Source organism: Arthrobacter sp. ISL-69, assembly GCF_018613775.1.
GTDB lineage: Bacteria > Actinomycetota > Actinomycetes > Actinomycetales > Micrococcaceae > Arthrobacter.
Map to the genome: position 1 here is coordinate 112,384 of NZ_JAGGPO010000005.1, position 18,117 is coordinate 130,500.

Annotated in this window: 14 protein-coding genes; 10 read left to right on the plus strand and 4 right to left on the minus strand. The window is 64.8% G+C overall.

Annotation, left to right across the window (positions count from 1 at the left end; translation table 11 throughout):
- The first annotated feature begins 12 nt into the window (after positions 1-12).
- The 9 genes from J7I79_RS01510 (at position 13) to J7I79_RS01550 (ending at position 10,666) form a co-directional block, all read left to right on the plus strand.
- Positions 13-777 carry an ATP-binding cassette domain-containing protein gene (locus J7I79_RS01510; protein ID WP_214949339.1) on the plus strand — a complete coding sequence of 255 codons (765 nt, stop codon included), beginning with the start codon at positions 13-15 and terminating at the stop codon, positions 775-777.
- Positions 774-1,859, plus strand: coding sequence for an ABC transporter permease (locus J7I79_RS01515; RefSeq protein WP_214949341.1), 1,086 nt, complete (start codon positions 774-776; stop codon positions 1,857-1,859). Before J7I79_RS01510 ends, J7I79_RS01515 begins: the two co-directional genes overlap by 4 nt.
- A 53-nt stretch (positions 1,860-1,912) precedes the next feature.
- The gene (locus J7I79_RS01520; protein ID WP_214949343.1) at positions 1,913-2,890 is read left to right on the plus strand and encodes an ABC transporter substrate-binding protein; all 978 of its coding nucleotides are present in this window, start codon (positions 1,913-1,915) and stop codon (positions 2,888-2,890) included.
- A 75-nt stretch (positions 2,891-2,965) separates the two neighbouring features.
- Positions 2,966-4,465 (plus strand): mannitol dehydrogenase family protein, encoded by a 1,500-nt coding sequence (locus J7I79_RS01525; RefSeq protein ID WP_214949344.1) that lies wholly within the window; start codon positions 2,966-2,968, stop codon positions 4,463-4,465.
- Positions 4,462-5,238, plus strand: coding sequence for an SDR family oxidoreductase (locus J7I79_RS01530; protein ID WP_214949346.1), 777 nt, complete (start codon positions 4,462-4,464; stop codon positions 5,236-5,238). The genes J7I79_RS01525 and J7I79_RS01530 overlap by 4 nt, the downstream gene beginning before the upstream one ends.
- A 60-nt stretch (positions 5,239-5,298) precedes the next feature.
- A complete protein-coding gene (locus tag J7I79_RS01535; protein ID WP_214949347.1) occupies positions 5,299-5,883 on the plus strand; it encodes an ATP-binding protein in 585 nt (194 codons plus the stop codon).
- Between the two features lie 150 nt (positions 5,884-6,033).
- Positions 6,034-6,933: a hypothetical protein gene (locus J7I79_RS01540; protein WP_214949349.1), complete on the plus strand. Its 900-nt coding sequence runs from the start codon at positions 6,034-6,036 to the stop codon at positions 6,931-6,933.
- Between the two features lie 299 nt (positions 6,934-7,232).
- Entirely contained in the window at positions 7,233-7,790 is a 558-nt protein-coding gene (locus J7I79_RS01545; protein ID WP_214949351.1) for a hypothetical protein, read from the plus strand.
- Positions 7,787-10,666 (plus strand): ATP-binding cassette domain-containing protein, encoded by a 2,880-nt coding sequence (locus tag J7I79_RS01550; RefSeq protein ID WP_214949358.1) that lies wholly within the window; start codon positions 7,787-7,789, stop codon positions 10,664-10,666. Before J7I79_RS01545 ends, J7I79_RS01550 begins: the two co-directional genes overlap by 4 nt.
- Here J7I79_RS01550 and J7I79_RS01555 read toward each other — a convergent pair.
- The 3 genes from J7I79_RS01555 to J7I79_RS01565 form a co-directional block, all read right to left on the minus strand.
- Positions 10,656-10,808, minus strand: coding sequence for an LPXTG cell wall anchor domain-containing protein (locus J7I79_RS01555; RefSeq protein WP_028269736.1), 153 nt, complete (start codon positions 10,806-10,808; stop codon positions 10,656-10,658). The two genes, J7I79_RS01550 and J7I79_RS01555, sit on opposite strands and share 11 nt — an antisense overlap.
- Before the next feature lie 48 nt (positions 10,809-10,856).
- Positions 10,857-14,507, minus strand: coding sequence for a methionine synthase (gene metH / locus J7I79_RS01560; RefSeq protein ID WP_214949360.1), 3,651 nt, complete (start codon positions 14,505-14,507; stop codon positions 10,857-10,859).
- Between the two features lie 148 nt (positions 14,508-14,655).
- A complete protein-coding gene (locus J7I79_RS01565) occupies positions 14,656-15,435 on the minus strand; it encodes an SDR family NAD(P)-dependent oxidoreductase (RefSeq protein ID WP_214950029.1) in 780 nt (259 codons plus the stop codon).
- An 83-nt stretch (positions 15,436-15,518) separates the two neighbouring features.
- Between J7I79_RS01565 and J7I79_RS01570 the strand changes: the two genes are divergently transcribed.
- A complete protein-coding gene (locus J7I79_RS01570; protein WP_214949362.1) occupies positions 15,519-16,136 on the plus strand; it encodes a TetR/AcrR family transcriptional regulator in 618 nt (205 codons plus the stop codon).
- An 88-nt stretch (positions 16,137-16,224) separates the two neighbouring features.
- On the opposite strand, the gene J7I79_RS01575 is transcribed toward J7I79_RS01570, so the two are convergent.
- Positions 16,225-17,958, minus strand: a complete 1,734-nt coding sequence (locus J7I79_RS01575; RefSeq protein ID WP_214949364.1) for an AIPR family protein — start codon at positions 17,956-17,958, stop codon at positions 16,225-16,227.
- Positions 17,959-18,117 lie beyond the last annotated feature (159 nt).

Genomic DNA, 18,117 nt, shown 5'->3' on the forward strand with positions numbered 1-18,117 from the left:
AGGTGCTAGACAATGACAACCATTCCGGTTCTTGAAGCCCGCGGCCTGACCCGCAGTTTCGGAAATGTCCGTGCCCTCGACGGAGCGGATTTCGACGTCAACGCAGGTGAAGTCGTTGCCCTGATCGGCGATAACGGCGCTGGCAAGTCGACACTCGTCAAAGCTCTTTCCGGCAATCTCGCCCTGGATTCGGGCAAGATCCTGTTCGCAGGCGGAGAGGTCGAGCTGACCTCGCCAAGCCACGCCAGCAGCCTGGGCATCGAAACCGTTTACCAGGATCTCGCCCTGGCCCCGCACCTGAACGCCGCCCAGAACATGTTCCTTGGCCGCGAGATCCCCAAGCCGGGGATCCAGGGGCGGCTGGGATTCATGGATAACAGGACAATGCGGCTGAAGTCCAGGGAAGCCTTTGACGAACTCGGCGCCACCGTGCGGAGCCTGACCGACCCCGTCGGGGGTATGTCGGGAGGTCAAAAGCAGGCCGTTGCCATTGCACGGGCCGTGGCTTGGGCCAAAGGCGTGATCTTCCTGGACGAACCGACGGCCGCGCTCGGCGTCGTGCAGACCAGGAACGTGCTCGACACCATTCGGCGCGTCCGGGACAAGGGCGTGGGCGTCGTATTCATCAGCCACTCGATGCCGCACGTCATCGACGTCGCCGACCGGGTCCAAGTCCTCCGGCTCGGACGTCGCGTGGCCACCTACGAGGCCAAGAAAACGTGTGTGGAAGAACTAGTCGGCGCAATGACCGGCGCACTTGATGGAGCACAATCATGACCACCACCGAAACCACTCCCCGCACCGCCGGGTCTGCCAGCGTGCCGTCCCCGGCCTTTTCCCTCCGGCAGGCCCTGCAGGTCCAGTCATTCCAGATCCTGCTCGTTTTACTGGTCATCTTCGTGGTCTTCGCCGCCATGGCGCCGGCGGTGTTCCCGACCTGGGGCAACGTCCGACAGATCATCCAGAATGTCTCCATCCTCGGCGTCCTGGGGATCGGCATGACCTTCGTCATCGTCACCTCAGGCATCGACCTGTCCGTCGGATCCAACCTGGTCTTCTCAGGCGTCGTCGCGGCCAAGGTCATGCAGGCGATGGGCGACGCGGGCTGGGGAACGGCTTTTGTCGGAATCGTGGTTTCCGTCGGCTGTGGACTCTCCTGGGGCCTCCTGAACGGAGTCCTCATCGCGAAGGCCAAGGTCCCCCCACTCATCGTCACCCTGGGAACACTCGGCGGAGCACTCGGGCTGGCGCAGGTCATCACCGGGGGCGTGGACGTCCGGGAAGTGCCCGCGGTACTGCAGGACACGATTGGCTACGGCAACGTTCCCGGGACCACGCTGCCGACGATCTCGCTCATCGCGCTGGTCTTCATCCTGATCTTCGGGATCGTGCTCCACCGGACCAAGTTCGGCCTCTACACCTTCGCCATAGGCTCCAATGAGGAATCAGCCCGGCGCGTGGGCGTCAAGGTCAGCCGCCAGTTGATTTCCATCTACGCACTGTCCGGAGCCCTCGCCGGCGTGGGCGGCATTCTGTCCCTGTCGCAGTACGGCACCACAGCCATCGCGGGCCAGTCGGCCACGAACCTGAACGTGATCGCCGCCGTCGTGATCGGCGGAACCTCGCTCTTCGGCGGCGTAGGCACCATCTTCGGAACCGTCGTCGGACTCTTCATCCCGGCGGTGCTGCAGAACGGATTCGTGATCGTCGGAGTCCAGCCGTTCTGGCAGCAGGTCGCCGTCGGCGCAGTCCTCGTCGCCGCCGTGTACGTCGACCAGCGGCGCCGGGCCGCAGCGGCCCGGGGACATTCGGCCAAAGAAGGCGGCATCAAGAGATTCTTCGGACGGCGTCCCAACTGATTTCCTCCCAGCACCAACCCCCATGCAGATCCAAGCACTAGAGGAGCTAGACAATGAAGTTGACCCCTAAAATCACCCTGCTCGCCGCGGGCGCACTTGCCGCAACCTCCCTGACAGCCTGTGCCGGCAGCAGTGCCACCGCCGGAAGCTCCAGCACGCAGCCCAAGCTCGCGTTCATTCAGGGTGTGGCCGGCGATGAGTTCTACGTCAGCATGCAGTGCGGCATAGACGCCGCAGCCAAAGCGGCAGGCGCCACCATCAACACCCAGGGTCCGGCCAAATTCGACCCGACGCTGCAAAAGCCCATCGTGGATTCAGTTGTGGCTTCGAAGCCGGACGCCATCCTCATCGCACCTACGGACGTGGCCGCGATGCAGGCACCGTTGAAGGCGGCCACGGCGGCCGGCATCAAGGTGGTTCTTGTTGACACGACGGTTCAGGACCCGTCATTCGCTTCCTCAGCAGTCGCTTCGGACAACAAGGGCGGCGGCCTTGAGGCCTTCAAAGCAATCAAGAAGCTCAGCCCTGACGGCGGCAAGGTCCTCGTGATTTCCACCGACCCCGGAGTCTCCACGGCGGACGCCCGGGTGGCCGGCTTTGAAGAGGGCGCCAAGGCTGATTCGTCCTTCGAGTACCTGGGCGTGCAGTACAGCCACAACGACCCCGCTGAAGCGGCCAAGCTGGTCTCCGCCGCCCTGGCCAAAGACCCGGACATCGTCGGCGTTTTCGCAGCCAACACGTTCGCGGCCGAGGGAACCGCCACCGGCATCCGCCAGGCCGGCAAGCAGAACCAGGTCAAGATCGTCGGGTTTGACGCGGGACCCGCGCAGGTCAAGCAGCTCAAGGACGGCGTCGTCCAGGCACTGATTGCCCAGGAACCGGCGTCCATCGGCACGCAGGGTGCGGAGCAGGCACTCAAGGCCATCAAGGGCGAGTCCACCACGAAGGAAATCCAGACCGGGTTCAAGCAGATCACCGCGGACAACATCAGCGGCGACGGCGCCCAGTACGTCTACAAGTCCTCCTGCTAGCAGCCGGCCTCCGGTGCGGGTGCCGCCTTCCCGGCGGCACCCGCACCGTCCGGCCCCGACCGAAGAGAGCACCTGATGACGTCCCTGAATGAAGCAACCCTTCCGGAGCTGGCCGGCCGGCTACCCGTCCCGTCGTACAGGCGCCGCGGAGTGAAGACCGGAATCGTCCACTTCGGCGTCGGCGGGTTCCACCGCTCGCACGAGGCCATGTACATCAACAGGATTCTGAACCTCGGGAGCACCAGTGAATGGGGCATCTGCGGTGTCGGCGTCCTGCCCGCCGACACCGCAATGCGCGACGCCCTCGTTGCACAGGACGGCCTGTACACGCTGGTGCTGAAGGACACCGAAGGAACCGAGGACGCGCAGATCATCGGGTCCATTACCGAATACCTGTTCGCCCCCGACGACCCGTCCGCGGTCATCCGCAAGCTCGCCGATCCTGCCACCCGCATCGTCTCCCTATCCGTGACCGAGGGCGGCTACAGCATCAGCGATACCACCGGAGAATTCGAGCCCCGCGCCCTGGACATCGTCCATGACCTTGGGCCCAACGGTGTTCCGCGTTCCGTGTTCGGCCTCATCACCGCGGGCCTGGCGCTGCGGCGCGAGCAGGGCACGCTCCCTTTCACTGTCATGTCGTGCGACAACATCCAGGGGAACGGGAACATCGCCCGGAAGGCCCTGGTGTCGTTCGCCCGGCTCAAGGATCCGGGGCTGGAAGCCTGGATCAGCGACACGGTGGCCTTCCCGAACTCCATGGTGGACCGCATCACCCCTGTCACCACCGACGCGGACCGCGCCGCCGTCTCCGCCAGGTACGGGTTCTCGGATGCGTGGCCGGTTGTGGCGGAACCCTTTGAGCAGTGGGTCCTCGAAGACACGTTTCCCGCGGGGCGCCCGCCCTTGGAGGACGCCGGCGTGCAGATCGTGGACGACGTCGAACCCTACGAACTGATGAAGCTCCGGCTTCTCAATGCCAGCCACCAGGTGATGAGCTACCTCGGGCACCTCGCCGGCCACGGCTACGTGCACGAAGTCTGTGCCGATCCGGCATTCGCCGAATTCATCCTTGGCTTTATGGAGGAGGAGGCAACACCAACCCTTCGGCCGGTGCCAGGCATTGACCTCAATGCCTACCGGCACCAGCTGCTGCACCGCTTCTCCAACCCCGCCATCCGGGACACACTCGCCCGCCAAATGGTGGATGCATCCGAACGGATCCCCAAATTCGTGCTTCCGGTCGTCCGCGAACAGCTCGAGCTCGGCGGCCCCGTCGACCGGTCGGCCCTCGTGGTCGCAGCCTGGGCGCTGTACCTGGAAGGGACCGATGAACAAGGCGAACCTTTCGACATCACTGACCGCCGTTTGGGCCAACTCCGCGCCGCCGTCCGCGCGGACCACGAAGACCCGGGAGCGTTCCTTAACCTGACCGAGGTCTTCGGCGAGCTGGGCAAGAACAACCGGTTCAGCGCCGCATACCAGCTGGCACGCGAGGCCCTGCAACACTCCGGGGCACTCGGCGCCGTCCAGGCCCTCACCCGCCTTTCGATACCTACAAGGAGAACCTCATGAACGACTCACCCGAAGCAGGCACGGCCGTCGAGGCACGGTCCACACTGGCCGACTTCAACGGCCGCGCGGTCCTGGTCACCGGGGCCAGCGGCGGCATCGGGGCCGCCACCGTCCGTCAGCTCACTGCCTCCGGGGCAAAGGTGATCGCCACCGCCCGCACACTCGAGTCGTTGGCCGCTCTTTGCGATGAAACGGGTGCACAGCCGCTGGCCTTCGATCTGACGTCCGAGGACAGCATCCGCGGCGCCATCGAAGGCCTGGACCTGTGGGGTGTCGTCAACTGCGGCGGTTTCGGCGGCGAGATCGCCACCCCGCAGGACACCGATATCGATGTCTTTGACAAGGTCATCAGCATCAACGCCCGCGGCGCGCTCCTGGTCATCAAATACGCCGTTCCCTCCATGATCCGGCAGGGCAACGGAGGCGCGATCGTCAACGTCTCCAGCCAGGCCAGCCTTGTGGCGCTCGCCGGCCATATCTCCTACGGCTCATCCAAGGCCGCGCTGGACAACATCACCCGGGTCTCGGCGCTGGAACTTGGCAAGCACAACATCCGCGTCAACAGCGTCAACCCGACAGTCGTCATGACCGATATGTCCAACTTCTACTGGGGACGCCCAGAAATCGGCGGACCTTTCCTGGAGCAGATGCCCCTCGGACGCTGGGCGACGGTGGACGACGTCGCCGCCCCCATCGTCTTCCTGCTCAGCGACGCCGCCGCCATGATCACCGGCGTCTCCTTGCCCATCGACGGCGGATACTCCACCCGCTGAGGCTTTCCCTACTGGAGATGCCGCGAACCGACCACACATCTGGAACGAATGAGAATGCACATGACCGAAGAAATGACCTCCGAGGCGATCATCGTCTGCGGGGTGCCTGCAAGCGGCAAGACAACGTTCGCGCATGATCTGGCCCGTGAACTCCGTTGGACCTTCCTTGACCTCGACACCCTCACGAACCCCCTGTTCGAGCACATGGGCGGCGAGTTCCTGGTGGACGTGCCGACGGCGCAGCCACCGGTCCGCGCGAGCGTGAACGATATCCGCTACACCTGCCTCTTCGACACCACGAAGGAAAATCTCGCCCTGGGCAACAGCGTCATCGTCGTCGCCCCCTTCACATCGGAACGCACCTTCCCGGCGGCGTGGGACCGGCTGGTTGAACGCTTGGCCATCTCTCCCGGCCGGGTCCATCTCGCTTGGATGGACACCCCGCCCGAGGAAGTGGTGAACCGCATGCGGCTCCGCGGCGCTGCACGCGACCTCGAGAAGATGAAGGACCCCGAACGCTTCCTCTCGCCCGACGTGACGCGTGCACCCGGCGTCGGGCACATCCGGATTGACGGCCTGCTGGCCCCCCGGCAGCAGATCGATCACTTCCTGCAGGACTTTGGTGTGCGGCAAACCGTGAGCTGAGTCCTGCGGCCAACCGCCGCTCCACCGATCCAACCAAGCTACGCCTCCCAGACACGGGTCAAGGTGCGATCCGGCGTGCCTCCAACAAGTCGCTCCGCCGTTCTTGCTCGCCTGGTCGGTTAAGACCAAACCATCAACAAGGAGAACCCAATGAATGAACTTACAACCCTCGAACGCCGCGGCATGGCGGCGATTTCGACCCCGGGCGGAAAGATGCTCATCGTCGCTGCCGACCAGCGCAATGGCATGAAGGCCGTCATGTATGACGCCCCGGACGGGCCGAACTCCATCACCACCGATCAGCTCTCCGACGCGAAGGCAGACCTTGTCCGCTACCTGGGCAACGCTGCGCCGGCCATCCTCCTCGACCCGGAGGTCGCCCTCCCCAGGGTTGCGGATGAAGGCGTTCTTTCGCGTGACACCGCGCTCGTCGTCGGCCTTGACGCCTCCGGTTTCGATACGGTGGACGGCCTGCGCTACACAAAGTACGTGCCGGGGATGTCGCCGCGGAGGGTCCGCGAACTTGGCGGCGATGTCGCGAAAATGCTCTGGTACATGCGCCCGGACCTGCAGGACGCCGGCTCGCGCGTCGCCGATGAGATCCGTGAACTCGTCACGGGCTGCACGGCCGAGGGGCTGCTCCTGATCGTCGAGATCCTCGTCTACCGCCTCAACGGCGAAAGCGAGGAGGCCTACGCGGCAGCGTTCCCCGGCCTGGTCGCCGACTCCGCACGTCTCTCCGTCGAATGCGGGGCGAAGGTGCTCAAGCTCCAGTACCCGGGATCCGCCGAGGCCAGTGCCGCTGTCACCGAGGCGGCAGACGGCGTGCCGTGGGCGGTTCTCTCGGCCGGCGTCGACCACGAGACGTTCATCAAGCAGGTAGACATCGCGGTTGCGAACGGGGCCGGCGGCGCCATGGCTGGCCGCTCGCTGTGGAAGGACAGCCTCGCCGTTTCGGCAGAGGTCCGCGAGCAGCTCCTGACAACACGGGCGCTCCCGCGCCTGCAGGAGCTTCAGGCCGTGGTGGACGGCACCCTCGTCGCTTCATAGCGAAGGTCAGCGGAGAGAGTACGACGGCGGGTGGCCGTTGAGCGGCATCGCCCCGGCATGCCGGTGGACACCGTCGCACGCCTCCTACGGGAATCGGCTGCGGCATTCGATACACGGTCAGCACCCTGACCGGCCGTGGTAGGGATGTCCCGCGGGTCGGCCCCGTGCGGACGTGAGCGGACGACGGCGGGACTTCCCGCCCTCGTCCGCTTGCGTTTGGTGACGCTGCGATGACAGACCTAACGTCACACAATGCGACGGCAACCGGATCCGGGCAAGCAACGTCCTACCCTTGACTCGTGACTTTGACTAAGATCCGCACCGCCGCCGCGAGCTCGCTCGCCGCCGCAGGCCTCCTATTTACCCTCGCCGCCTGTTCCACGCCGGCCGCCACCCAGCCAACCAGCTCTGCATCGACTTCCCCGGCAACAGCTTCAGCCAGCACCGACTCCGGGCCCTGCGCCGGCGTGAAGGTCATCGTCGATTCGGGCGCCCTGAAGCAGGCTGCCGCTGATACGTCCGTTTGCGTGCCCGTGGACGCGCCGACCCTCGCATCCAAGGTGCTCGACGAGGCAAAGGTGAAAACTGAGGGCACTCCCCAATATCCCAAGGAACTGGCGTGCCGCGTGAACGGCGTGCCCGCCGCAGACTTCGACATCGCCCACAAGGGAGGAACGTACCGGGAAGACTGCAGCAAGATGCCCGCTGCTTTCGCCTACTGGTCACTCTGGGTCAAGCCGGCCTCCGGTGACTGGGCATACGCGCAGGAAGGCCTCAGCACCCTGCAGCTGAGCCCGGGACAGAGCGTGGAACTGCTCTTCACGGTCGACGGCGCACCGGCAGCACCGGCGGCATGACCTTTCGACCCGCGCCGCTACGTGCAGCGGCGGCTCTCGCCGTCGTCTTCATCGCGGCGCGGGTCATTTACCGCTTCCTTTTCAACGGGGCGGGCATTGGCGAACCGGTTCTGCTTGACCTGCCGGCGGTGCCGCTGCCTGCCCCGTACGCCCATGTGGTCCTCCTCGGCCCGGTAACCGCAGCTGGCCTGTGGCAGGCGGTCCTGTCCGCTTTGCCGATTGCCGGGATGTTTCTCGCTTTCGGCTTGCTCAATGCGTTTGTGGATGTGGCCCGCGGCTTCGTGCACCTTGCCCGCCGCGGCCCCATGCAGGGCCTGGCCCGGACCCTGGTGGTGGCCTGGGCGGCGCTCCCGGCGCTCGCCGACGCCGTGACCTCCGTACGCCTGGCGTTCCGGTTGCGGGGCGAACGCTTCGGACCCCGCGCCCTGGTGCCCGTGCTCGAGCGGACACTTGAGCACGCGGGCCGGGTTGCCGCAGCCCTGGAGCTGCGCGGCTTCGGGAGCCGGGCAGCACATCAGCCCGGCCAGGGTACCGAAGCGCCGGTCCTCGTCCGGGACGCAGAATTCCGCATCGGTGATGCGCGGGTGCGCGTCGCAGGGTTCACGCCGTCGAGCGGGTCCATAACGGTCATCACCGGGCCGACGGGCTCCGGCAAGTCCACCTTCCTGCGGGGCGTGGCGGGCCTCCTCTCACACGTTGACGGTGGAGAAGTTTCCGGCACCGTGCGCGTCGCCGGAACGGACCGTGCCACCACGCCGCCGCGCGATACCGCCCGCCTCGTCGGCGTCGTATTGCAGAATCCCCGCGCTGCCTTCGCCTCTACCCGGGTCCGGGACGAAATCGCCCTCGCACTGGAGTTGCGCGGCATGGCGTCCGGGACCGCCAAGGCCCGGGTGCTGGAGGTCGCGGAGCATATCGGAGTGTCGGCGCTGCTGGACCGGAATATCAGCACCCTCTCCGCGGGTGAAGCGACGCTTGTGGCCATCGCGGCCGCGGTGGTGGAGCATCCGGCCCTGCTCCTGGTTGATGAGCCTTTGGCCGACCTGGACACCGCAGCACGCGGACACGTCATCGCTGTTCTCAACGCCCTCGCCCGCGACGACGGTGTCTGCGTCATCGTGGCGGAGCACCGGGCGCAGCCGCTCGTACCGGTTGCCGACTCGTGGTGGACCATCGACGCCGACGCCCTGGTGCCGGGTGCTGCGCCATCCGCACCTTCGGCCCCTGTTAGTGCCCATCCAACGCCGGCAGAGCCAGCGGAGCACGTGCCCGTCCTGACTGCGGCAAACCTTGCGGTGCACCGCAAGGGCAAACCGCTCGTGCATGACGCATCCCTGACCCTGCACCGCGGTGAAGTGGTGGCCCTCGTGGGGCCGAACGGGGCAGGAAAGTCGTCCCTCCTGGTGGCGCTCGCCCTGGGTGAAGGAACAGTTGGCGAAGGCACGTCGGGTGAATACACGGTCGACGGCGGCCGCGTCGCCCTCGTCCCGGACGCCTCGGACGACCTCTTCACTCGGGATACCGTCGCAGCCGAGCTCCGCGCGGCCGATCGGCGCCAGGCGCGCGCTGAGCGTAAGGCTGCCGCCGGGCGGCACCAGGACCTGCGCGGTGACCGGCTCCCCGCAAGGCCCGCGGCTTCACACTTGGCCCGTTTGCGGGGGGACGTCCGGATTCCCATTGGACATGAACATCCCCGGGATCTCTCTGCAGGAGAGCGCAGGATCCTTGCCATCGCGCTGCAGACCATGGAGAACCCGCAGGTACTCCTGATCGATGAGCCCACCCGCGGACTCGATCCTGCTGCCCGTACAGCAGTCTCGGAGGCGCTGCGGGCCGCTGCGGACGCCGGTGCCGCAGTCCTGATCGCCACGCACGACCTCGACTTTGCCCACAACCTCGGCGCCCGGATCCTCCCGATGCGTGACGGCGTCGCGCCGGCTTCCGCGCCGGCCAACGCGCCGGAACCGCCCCTTCCGCTTCCCCGGCAGGCGGACACCGGATCGAGGCCACGGGTCACCGAGCCTGCAGACTCCCAAGGAGCCGCGAAACAGCGCCGCATCCGGATGCCTCGGGGCGTCGAGCTCGCAGTTCTTGCGGCCGCAAACCTTCTGGCCCTCGCAGCGTTCTGCTGGCCGCTGCTCGCCGCGGCTTTCCCGGAGGATGCCGCCGCGGCCCTCCCCTACGCGGCGCTGGCCATTGCGCCGCTCGCCGCCGTCGCCGTCGTCGTGTCCATGGACGGTTCGGTCCGCTCCGCGCACACGGTGGCGTTGCTCGGCGTCCTGGCCGCCGTAGGTTCGGCGGTGCGGGTGGCAAGCACCGGCGTCGGAGGCGTGGAGGCGGTCTTTATCCTGCTGATCCTGGCCGGGCGGGCCTTCGGTCCCCGTTTCGGCATGCTCCTCGGCGCCGCCACCATCGCCGTCTCCAGCGCCTTGTGGGGTGGCATCGGGCCGTGGACACCGTTCCAGATCTTCGCCTGCGCGTGGGTGGGCGCCGGGGCCGGCCTGCTCCCCCGGCGTGTGCGGGGCAAAGCCGAACTGTGGATGCTGTGCGGCTACGGCGTCCTGGCGTCCTACGTGTTCGGTTTGCTGACAAACCTTTGGTTCTGGCCCTTCGCGGTGGGCGCCGGCACCGGCATTTCCTACGCGCCCGGCGCGCCGCTGGGCACCAACCTCAGCAGCTTCCTGCTCTATTCGCTGGTGACGTCGACGGCGGGCTGGGACACCCTGCGTGCCATCACCACGATCGTCGGAATCGCTGTGGTGGGGCGGGCCATTCTCGCCGCACTCCGGCGGGTGAAGCCGGTCTACAACGACGGCGGGCAGGCCACCAAGGCCCTACCCGCCGTCGTATCTGATCTGGAGGAGATCAGGCGTTAGTTTTCCGCTTGAACCAGCCCCACACGGCCGTGGCCACGAACAAGATCAGGCCGATGAATGCCAGCCACAGCAGGCCCTTCACCACGAAGCCGAGGATCGAAAGGACAAGCCAGATAATAAGCAGTGTGATGATAATTCCCATAGGGGAAGCTTAGGCCTTATCCCTGCTGAAACAGGGACCAGCACCAACTCACACCTTGAAGTACTTCGCCTCCGGGTGGTGGAACACGAACGCGTCGGTGGACTGTTCGGGGTGCAGCATCAGCTCATCGCTCAGGACCACGCCCATCCGCTCCGGATGCAGCAGTTCCACTACCTTGCGGCGGTCCTCCATGTCCGGGCACGCAGGGTATCCGAGCGAGAACCGCGCACCGCGGTAGTCGAGCTTGAACAGGCCGGCCTTGTCTTTGGGCTCCTCGGCTGCGAAACCCAGCTCCGAGCGGATGCGTGCATGCCAGAATTCCGCGAGCGCCTCGGTGAGCTGCATGACCAGGCCGTTGAGCTCGTAGTAGTCGCGGTAGTGGTCGCCGGCGAAGAGCTTGGCAGTCACCTGATCGACATTGCCGCCTGCGGTGACCAGTTGCACCGGCAGCACGTCGATCTGCCCCGATTCGCGCGAGCGCACGAAGTCGGCCAGGCACAGGTGCCGGTCGCGGCGCTGGCGCGGGAAGTCGAAACGCAGCCGCTCGGTGCCGAGCGGACCGCCTGATCCGCCGTCGGGGGCGAGCAGGCCTGCGGTGCCGAGGACGCCGTCGCGATCCTCGCCGTGGTGCAGCACCACCACCTGTTCCCCCTCGGAGACCACCGGGAAGTAGCCGTACGCGACGGATGCGTCAAGCATTCCCTCGCCGAGGATGCGGTCCATCCAGTACCGCAGGCGCGGCCGGCCCTCGCGTTCCACCAGTTCCTCATAGGAGGCGCCGTCCTCGCCGCGGCCGGGCTTGAGCCCCCACTGCCCCATGAAGGTGGCGCGTTCGTCGAGGAAGGCACCGAAGTCGTGGAGCGAGACGCCGCGCACGATGCGCGTGCCCCAGAACGGCGGCGAAGGCACGTGGTTGTCGGCGGCGACGTCGGAACGGCCGGGCATTGCCTCCGGCTCGGTCACCTTGAACTTCGGGCCTCCTTTATGGATCCGCTTCTTCAGCGCGGGGAGGCCCACCTCTGCGGGGTCGGCTCCGCGGGCCACCTGCACCAGGGGCTCCATGAGCGACAGGCCCTCGAAGGCGTCCTTCGCGTAGCGGACCTCTCCCTCGAACTGTCCCGCCAGGTCCTGCTCAACGTAGGCGCGGGTGAGGGCCGCGCCGCCGAGGATAATCGGCCACTTCTTGGCCAGGCCACGGGACTGCAGCTCCGCCAGGTTCTCCTTCATCACCACGGTGGACTTCACGAGCAGCCCGGACATGCCGATCACATCCGCGTTGTGCTCCTCAGCCGCCGCGATGATTTCGGCGATCGGCTGCTTGATGCCGAGGTTGATCACCTTGTAGCCGTTGTTGGTGAGGATGATGTCCACCAGGTTCTTGCCAATGTCATGCACATCGCCGCGCACGGTGGCGATCACCATGGTGCCCTTGCCTGAAGCATCCGACTTCTCCATGTGCGGCTCGAGCAGCGCCACCGCGGTCTTCATCACCTCGGCGGACTGCAGCACGAAGGGCAGCTGCATCTCGCCGGCGCCGAAGCGCTCGCCCACAACCTTCATGCCCTCGAGGAGGTAGTCGTTGATGATGCCGAGCGGGGTCATGCCTTCGCTGCGTGCGAGGTCCAGGTCGTCTTCAAGGCCCTTGCCCTCGCCGTCGATGATGCGCCGCTCCAGGCGCTCGCCGGTGGGCAGCGCCGCAAGTTCAGCCGCGCGCTGGTCCTTCAGCGCCGCGGTGTCGACGCCGGCGAACAGGTCCAGCATGCTGTTCAGCGGGTCGTACGTGATGTTGCCGTCGGCGTCGTATTCGCGGCGGTCCCAGACGAGGTCCAAGGCCACCTTGCGCTGCTCCTCCGGCAGCGAAGCGAGCGGCACGATCTTGGCCGCGTCGATGATGCCGGAGGTCAGGCCGGCCTGCACGGCCTCGTGCAGGAACACCGAGTTCAGGGCCATGCGCGCTGCGGGGTTCAGGCCGAAGGACACATTCGAGACGCCGAGCGTGGTTTGGATGCCGGGGTACTTCGTGGTGATCTGACGGATGGCTTCGATCGTTTCGATGGCGTCCCGGCGGGTTTCCTCCTGGCCGGTGGCGATGGGGAAGGTCAGGGCGTCGACGATGATGTCTTCGACGCGCATCCCCCATTCGCCCACCAGGGCGTCGACGAGGCGCGAGGCGATGGCCACCTTGCCCTCGGTGGTGCGTGCCTGGCCGTGTTCGTCGATGGTCAGGGCGATCACGGCGGTGCCGTGTTCCTTCACGAGCGGCATGATGCGCGCGAAGCGGCTGTCCGGGCCGTCGCCGTCCTCGTAGTTGACGGAGTTGACCACCGGGCGTCCGCCGATGTGTTCGAGCCCGGCCTGCAGCACGGCCGGCTCGGTGGAGTCCATGACCAGAGGGAGCGTGGAGGCCGACGCGAAACGTGAGACGATCTCCTTCATATCGGCCACGCCGTCGCGCCCCACATAGTCAATGCAGACGTCGAGCAGGTGCGCGCCGACGCGGACCTGCTCGCGGGCGATATCGACGCAGTCGTCCCAACGCTCTTCCAGCATCGCCTGGCGGAACGCCTTCGAACCGTTCGCGTTGGTGCGCTCGCCAATGGCGAGGTACGCAGACTCCTGGTCGAAATTCACGTGATGGTAGAGGGAAGCGATGCCTGCTTCACGCTCGGTGGGAACGCGGCTGCCGTCGGCGCCCCTGCCGCCGCTGGTGACAGCGGCGCTGGCGCGGAAGGGCGCAAGACGCTCGACGACGGCGGCCATGTGCTCCGGCGTCGTACCGCAACATCCGCCCACGAGGCCCAGGCCGAATTCCCGCACAAACTGCTCGTGCGCGGTGGCGAGTTCGGTGGGCGAAAGCGGGTAGTGCGCGCCGTTGGCGCCAAGGACGGGCAGTCCGGCATTGGGCATGCAGGCGATGGCCACGGAGGACTGCTTGGCCAGGTGGCGCAGGTGCTCGCTCATCTCATCCGGCCCGGTGGCACAGTTCAGGCCGATGGCGTCGACGCCGAGCGGCTCGAGCGCGGTGAGCGCCGCGCCGATCTCGGAGCCCATCAGCATGGTTCCGGTGGTTTCGACGGTTACCTCGACGAAGATCGGGAGCCGCACGCCGCGGGACACGATGGCCTGCTTGCAGCCGTTGACCGCGGCTTTGGTCTGCAGGAGGTCCTGGCTAGTCTCGATGAGGAAGGCATCCGCTCCCCCGTCGATGAGGCCCTCGGCCTGCAGGGCGAAGGTCTGCTTGAGGTAGTCGTAGCTGGTGTGCCCGAGGCTGGGGAGCTTGGTGCCCGGCCCCATCGAGCCCAGGACCCACCGCATCCGTCCGTCGGTTTTTTCTGCGGCTTCGGCGCGGTCGCGGGCGATTTCGGCGCCTTTTCGGGCGAGCTCCTCAATCCGGTCGTCGATGCCGTAGTCGGAGAGGTTCGACCAGTTCGCACCGAAGGTATTGGTTTCCACGGCGTCGATTCCCACCGCGAAGTACGCGTCATGAATGTCCGCGAGGACATCCGGACGCGTGGCATTGAGGATCTCGTTACAGCCTTCGAGCCCCAGGAAGTCGTCCTCGAGCGAGAGTTCCCGGCCCTGCAGCATGGTGCCCATCGCCCCATCGGCAATGACCACCCGCTGGTTGACTGCATCCAGCAGCTCCTGCGAACGGACGGGGCGGGGGACGGACTCAATATCAAGCGCAAAACGAGGCATCTAAACAGGTTACGTGCGGGGGCCGAACATTGCGCCGTGTTTCCGTGTACTACGACGGCGGGTGGTGGGAAGTTTTGCCTACCGCAAAGACGGAGCGGACGACGGCGGGACTTCCCGCCGTCGTCCGCTTGCCTTGAGGCGAGGTGCTTTAGAGCGCTGACCAGCCGCCGTCGGACGCGAGGATGGCGCCGTTAACGTTGGTGCCGTCGTCGCTGAGCAGGAACGTGATGGAGGCGGCGAGCTGCGCCGCGGTGGCGGGCGTGGGGACGGTGGCCTGCATCAGCGGGCCGAGGCGTTCGGCCGCGAGCTGGGATCCCCAGTTGGCCACGATGTTGGTGATGGTGGGGCCGGGGGCTACGGCGTTGAAGCGCAGGCCCTTGGGCCCGTACATCACGGCCGAGTTCTTGGTCAGGCCGACGACGGCATGCTTGGACGCGGTATAGGCGGCGCCTGCGGCGGAACCACGCAACCCGGCTTCGGAGGCGACGTTGACCACCGAGCCTGCCCCGACGTCGAGCATCAGCGGCACCACGGCGCGGGTGAGGCGCATCAGGGCGGTGACGTTGATCCGGAAGACGCGGTCCCAGAGTTCGTCTTCCACTTCGTGGATCGGGGCGAAGTTGTCCATGATGCCGGCGACGTTGGCCAGGGCATTGACGCGTCCGCCGGCGGCAGCGAGAACGGCGGCCACGGTCTCTTCTGTGGAGATGTCGCCGGCCACGGGGACCAGGTCCAGTCCGGCGTTTTCGGCCACCAGGTCGTCCAGGCGTTCCTTGCTGATGTCGGCGGCGACGACGCGGCCGCCTTCCTTGGCGATGCGCAGGGCGGTGGCCTGGCCGATGCCGGAGGCTGCGCCGGTGACGATGACGGTCTTGCCGGCGAAGCGGCCGTTGGTGGTGGCTTCCTGCCATGAAGCTTCGTTGCCCATGATGTCCTTCCAGACGTTGCTGAGGGTGATGCGATCCACCTTATGACACTCTGTGTCATTATGTAAGGGTGAATACTGGTGGGATGCCTTCGGATGCTTTGACCACCGCCGTTCCACGCCCCACCGGGCGCCCGGTGACAATTGATCCCGATGCCGTGGCCGCCATCGCGCTGCGCCTGTTCGCCGAGCGCGGCTACGAGCAAACCTCCATGGAGGACATCGCGCGCGAGGCGGGAATCGGGCGCAAGAGCCTGTACCGCCACTTCTCGAACAAAGCCGAGCTTGTCTGGGGCGGCACGGATCCGGTGGTGGAAGCGTCGGGGCGGGTATTGGATTCAGCCCGCGCTTCGGGCGGGGCCGACGGCGGTTCCAACGGCGACGTGCTGGCGGCGCTGCGGGAGGCCGCTGTTGCAGGGGTTGCTGTTATTCCTGACCTGGCAGTGACACGGGGGCGGCTGCGGCTGATCGCCGAACACCCCGAGCTGGCGAATCGGAGCTACGAGTCCCTGACACCGCAGCGGGACCGGGCGCGGGCGTATCTGGTTTCGGCAGGGGTCGGCGAGGACGTTGCCGGGTATCTGTGCGCCGCGTTCATGGGCGCGACGTTCGAGGCCTGGATGCTGTGGGCCGCGGGGACGGATCCGGATCCGGTGCCGTATTTGGTGGCGGCTGTAGGGGTTCTGCGGGTACCAAGGGAATAAATGGCTCCCTGCGCTACCACAAGAACATGCAAGGGCGACGGCAAGAAGTTCCCACCGTCGCCCTCCGGGCTCCCAGCCGAAGTTGGAATTAAGTGAGAATCCAGGACTCACTCTGCAACAACGCCCGGGCGGTTGCCGCCTCTTCCGCCACACGCTTCGTGAAGGTCGCCAGTTTGGAGAAGTCGCGAGTCAACTCGTTTCCGTCGGATGCATCGACGACGACGTTGGCCGCCGCAGCGAAAATTAATTCACTATGAGTCGGGTTCCAAAGAAGCGCCGCGAAGGATGCTGCTGTCTTCTTCTGCGCCGCGCTATTAAACGGCTCCAACTTGTTCCCTGCGACAAGGTGCCTAACAGCCTGAAGAAGATGGTACCGAACGGGCTTCAGATCATTCTTCAGGACACCACTTCGGAAGAGGGCTTCACTCCGGAAAAGGGCCACGGCCGCAGCGTAATAGCTTTCCAGTTCATGATCATCGTTGAACAGACGCTCGCCAAGGACAGAATAGAGAGTCGAGTAGTAACGGCTCGCCCTGTTGGGTTCATCAAGGAAAACCGACGCAAAAGACTTAACCAGCTGCGCGCGAGTTACAACCCGACTTCTCGGGGTACTGGAGATTGCTCGATACTGCTGAGATCGCCGCTCATAGTAAAGGCGCTCTGGCTCAGAGTAAGTAGCGAAAAACGCCTCCAACTTGCGCTGGAACTGGAGGAGCGAATATAGATCTTCAGTTTTTACTTGGCTTTGACTATTAGTTGCATCTGTAATCTGCGTCGCAATCGAGTCGTCTTGGGTCACAATAATCCGCACCGGGATGGTTACATCCGAGAGTGATTCCCTGGCTTCAAACAAAACGTTCGAGGTTTGACAACCATTCACAATCTGAAAATCTTCAAGTGTAAACTCATCACCTAGGACCGTGGCCGCTTTAGCTACAATTGTCACACCATTATTGAGGACGCTAAATCGGTCGCCGCTCTTTGCAATGGATGTTCTAATCTTCGCATTAACCGGATTACTGGACCCCTGAAAATCCCGGACGTTATCTTCGAAGATACCTCTTCGCAGATCACCGTCGACATCTCTAATGATTTGAAGAAACTGGGATCCAGGCAAGACTCCAATGTACGACTGTTGCACACCCTCGATTTTTGGAAGGGTGACTTTACTGGAGAAGGTGAAATTGACCTCAGTTTTACTGTGGGCTGCCCGGTACATATCCTGGAGCTGATTTGCTCCGACTGGAGTGAACAGTACCTTGGAGAACATATTTGTGTCTTCCAATCGCTCCACGGAAGTCGCAATTTTCTTTTGGAGGTAAGGATCATCATTCCACCTGCCTGGAGTGACGTAATACATGTGGCATGTCGGATTTCGCTTCAGCCGCATACCGAGACTGAGTAGCTTTGTCGTTAACTCCTTCGCCTCCTGGAGGCTGGCGTGCACGTCGTTACTCTGGAAGAAGGACCTGACTTCGTCTGCGAAGTCAGCCATGCGCGCACCTTCAAATTTCCCACTCGTCTTACTTTGAATGAAATAGAAGTCGACATCAATGCTACTTCCGCTCTTGGTCAGCTCATCCAACTCATCCGGCGAACTGATTAGCGCACCATTTGTGACAATGGCAAGAGAATCGATACCCGGTGTACTCCCGTGGCCCACGGCCACGTCATCGGTAGCGAGGCTCTCATGCAACTTTGGGGCTATGACAGAAAAAGCAGCAAAGTGTTCAAAGGCTTCATGCGTCTTTAGGTGCTGCAACTGCTCCTGGTCAATAAATGAATTCAGGAGAGATTCCGTAATTCGGTCCAACGTCGCCAATGAGTACCTTCCGTAAGCCTGTCCGAGAGCACCGTATCGAAATAAATTCTTGTGGTACACCAGAAGAATACATGCCCACTCCGCTATAACCAATTGTGCGCAACCTCGGCATTACACTCTTATCTACTTCAAGTAACGCGCCCAATACGCCCAGAACTT

What these genes read in the sequence shown, in the direction of transcription:
- J7I79_RS01525 (WP_214949344.1), top strand. Translation starts at nt 2,966, where the DNA reads ATGACGTCCCTGAATGAAGCAACCCTTCCGGAGCTGGCCGGCCGGCTA.
- J7I79_RS01535 (WP_214949347.1), top strand. Translation starts at nt 5,299, where the DNA reads ATGACCGAAGAAATGACCTCCGAGGCGATCATCGTCTGCGGGGTGCCT.
- J7I79_RS01570 (WP_214949362.1), top strand. Translation starts at nt 15,519, where the DNA reads ATGCCTTCGGATGCTTTGACCACCGCCGTTCCACGCCCCACCGGGCGC.
- J7I79_RS01515 (WP_214949341.1), top strand. Translation starts at nt 774, where the DNA reads ATGACCACCACCGAAACCACTCCCCGCACCGCCGGGTCTGCCAGCGTG.
- J7I79_RS01510 (WP_214949339.1), top strand. Translation starts at nt 13, where the DNA reads ATGACAACCATTCCGGTTCTTGAAGCCCGCGGCCTGACCCGCAGTTTC.
- J7I79_RS01550 (WP_214949358.1), top strand. Translation starts at nt 7,787, where the DNA reads ATGACCTTTCGACCCGCGCCGCTACGTGCAGCGGCGGCTCTCGCCGTC.
- J7I79_RS01530 (WP_214949346.1), top strand. Translation starts at nt 4,462, where the DNA reads ATGAACGACTCACCCGAAGCAGGCACGGCCGTCGAGGCACGGTCCACA.
- J7I79_RS01540 (WP_214949349.1), top strand. Translation starts at nt 6,034, where the DNA reads ATGAATGAACTTACAACCCTCGAACGCCGCGGCATGGCGGCGATTTCG.
- metH (WP_214949360.1), bottom strand. Translation starts at nt 14,507, where the DNA reads ATGCCTCGTTTTGCGCTTGATATTGAGTCCGTCCCCCGCCCCGTCCGT.
- J7I79_RS01520 (WP_214949343.1), top strand. Translation starts at nt 1,913, where the DNA reads ATGAAGTTGACCCCTAAAATCACCCTGCTCGCCGCGGGCGCACTTGCC.
- J7I79_RS01555 (WP_028269736.1), bottom strand. Translation starts at nt 10,808, where the DNA reads ATGGGAATTATCATCACACTGCTTATTATCTGGCTTGTCCTTTCGATC.
- J7I79_RS01565 (WP_214950029.1), bottom strand. Translation starts at nt 15,435, where the DNA reads ATGGGCAACGAAGCTTCATGGCAGGAAGCCACCACCAACGGCCGCTTC.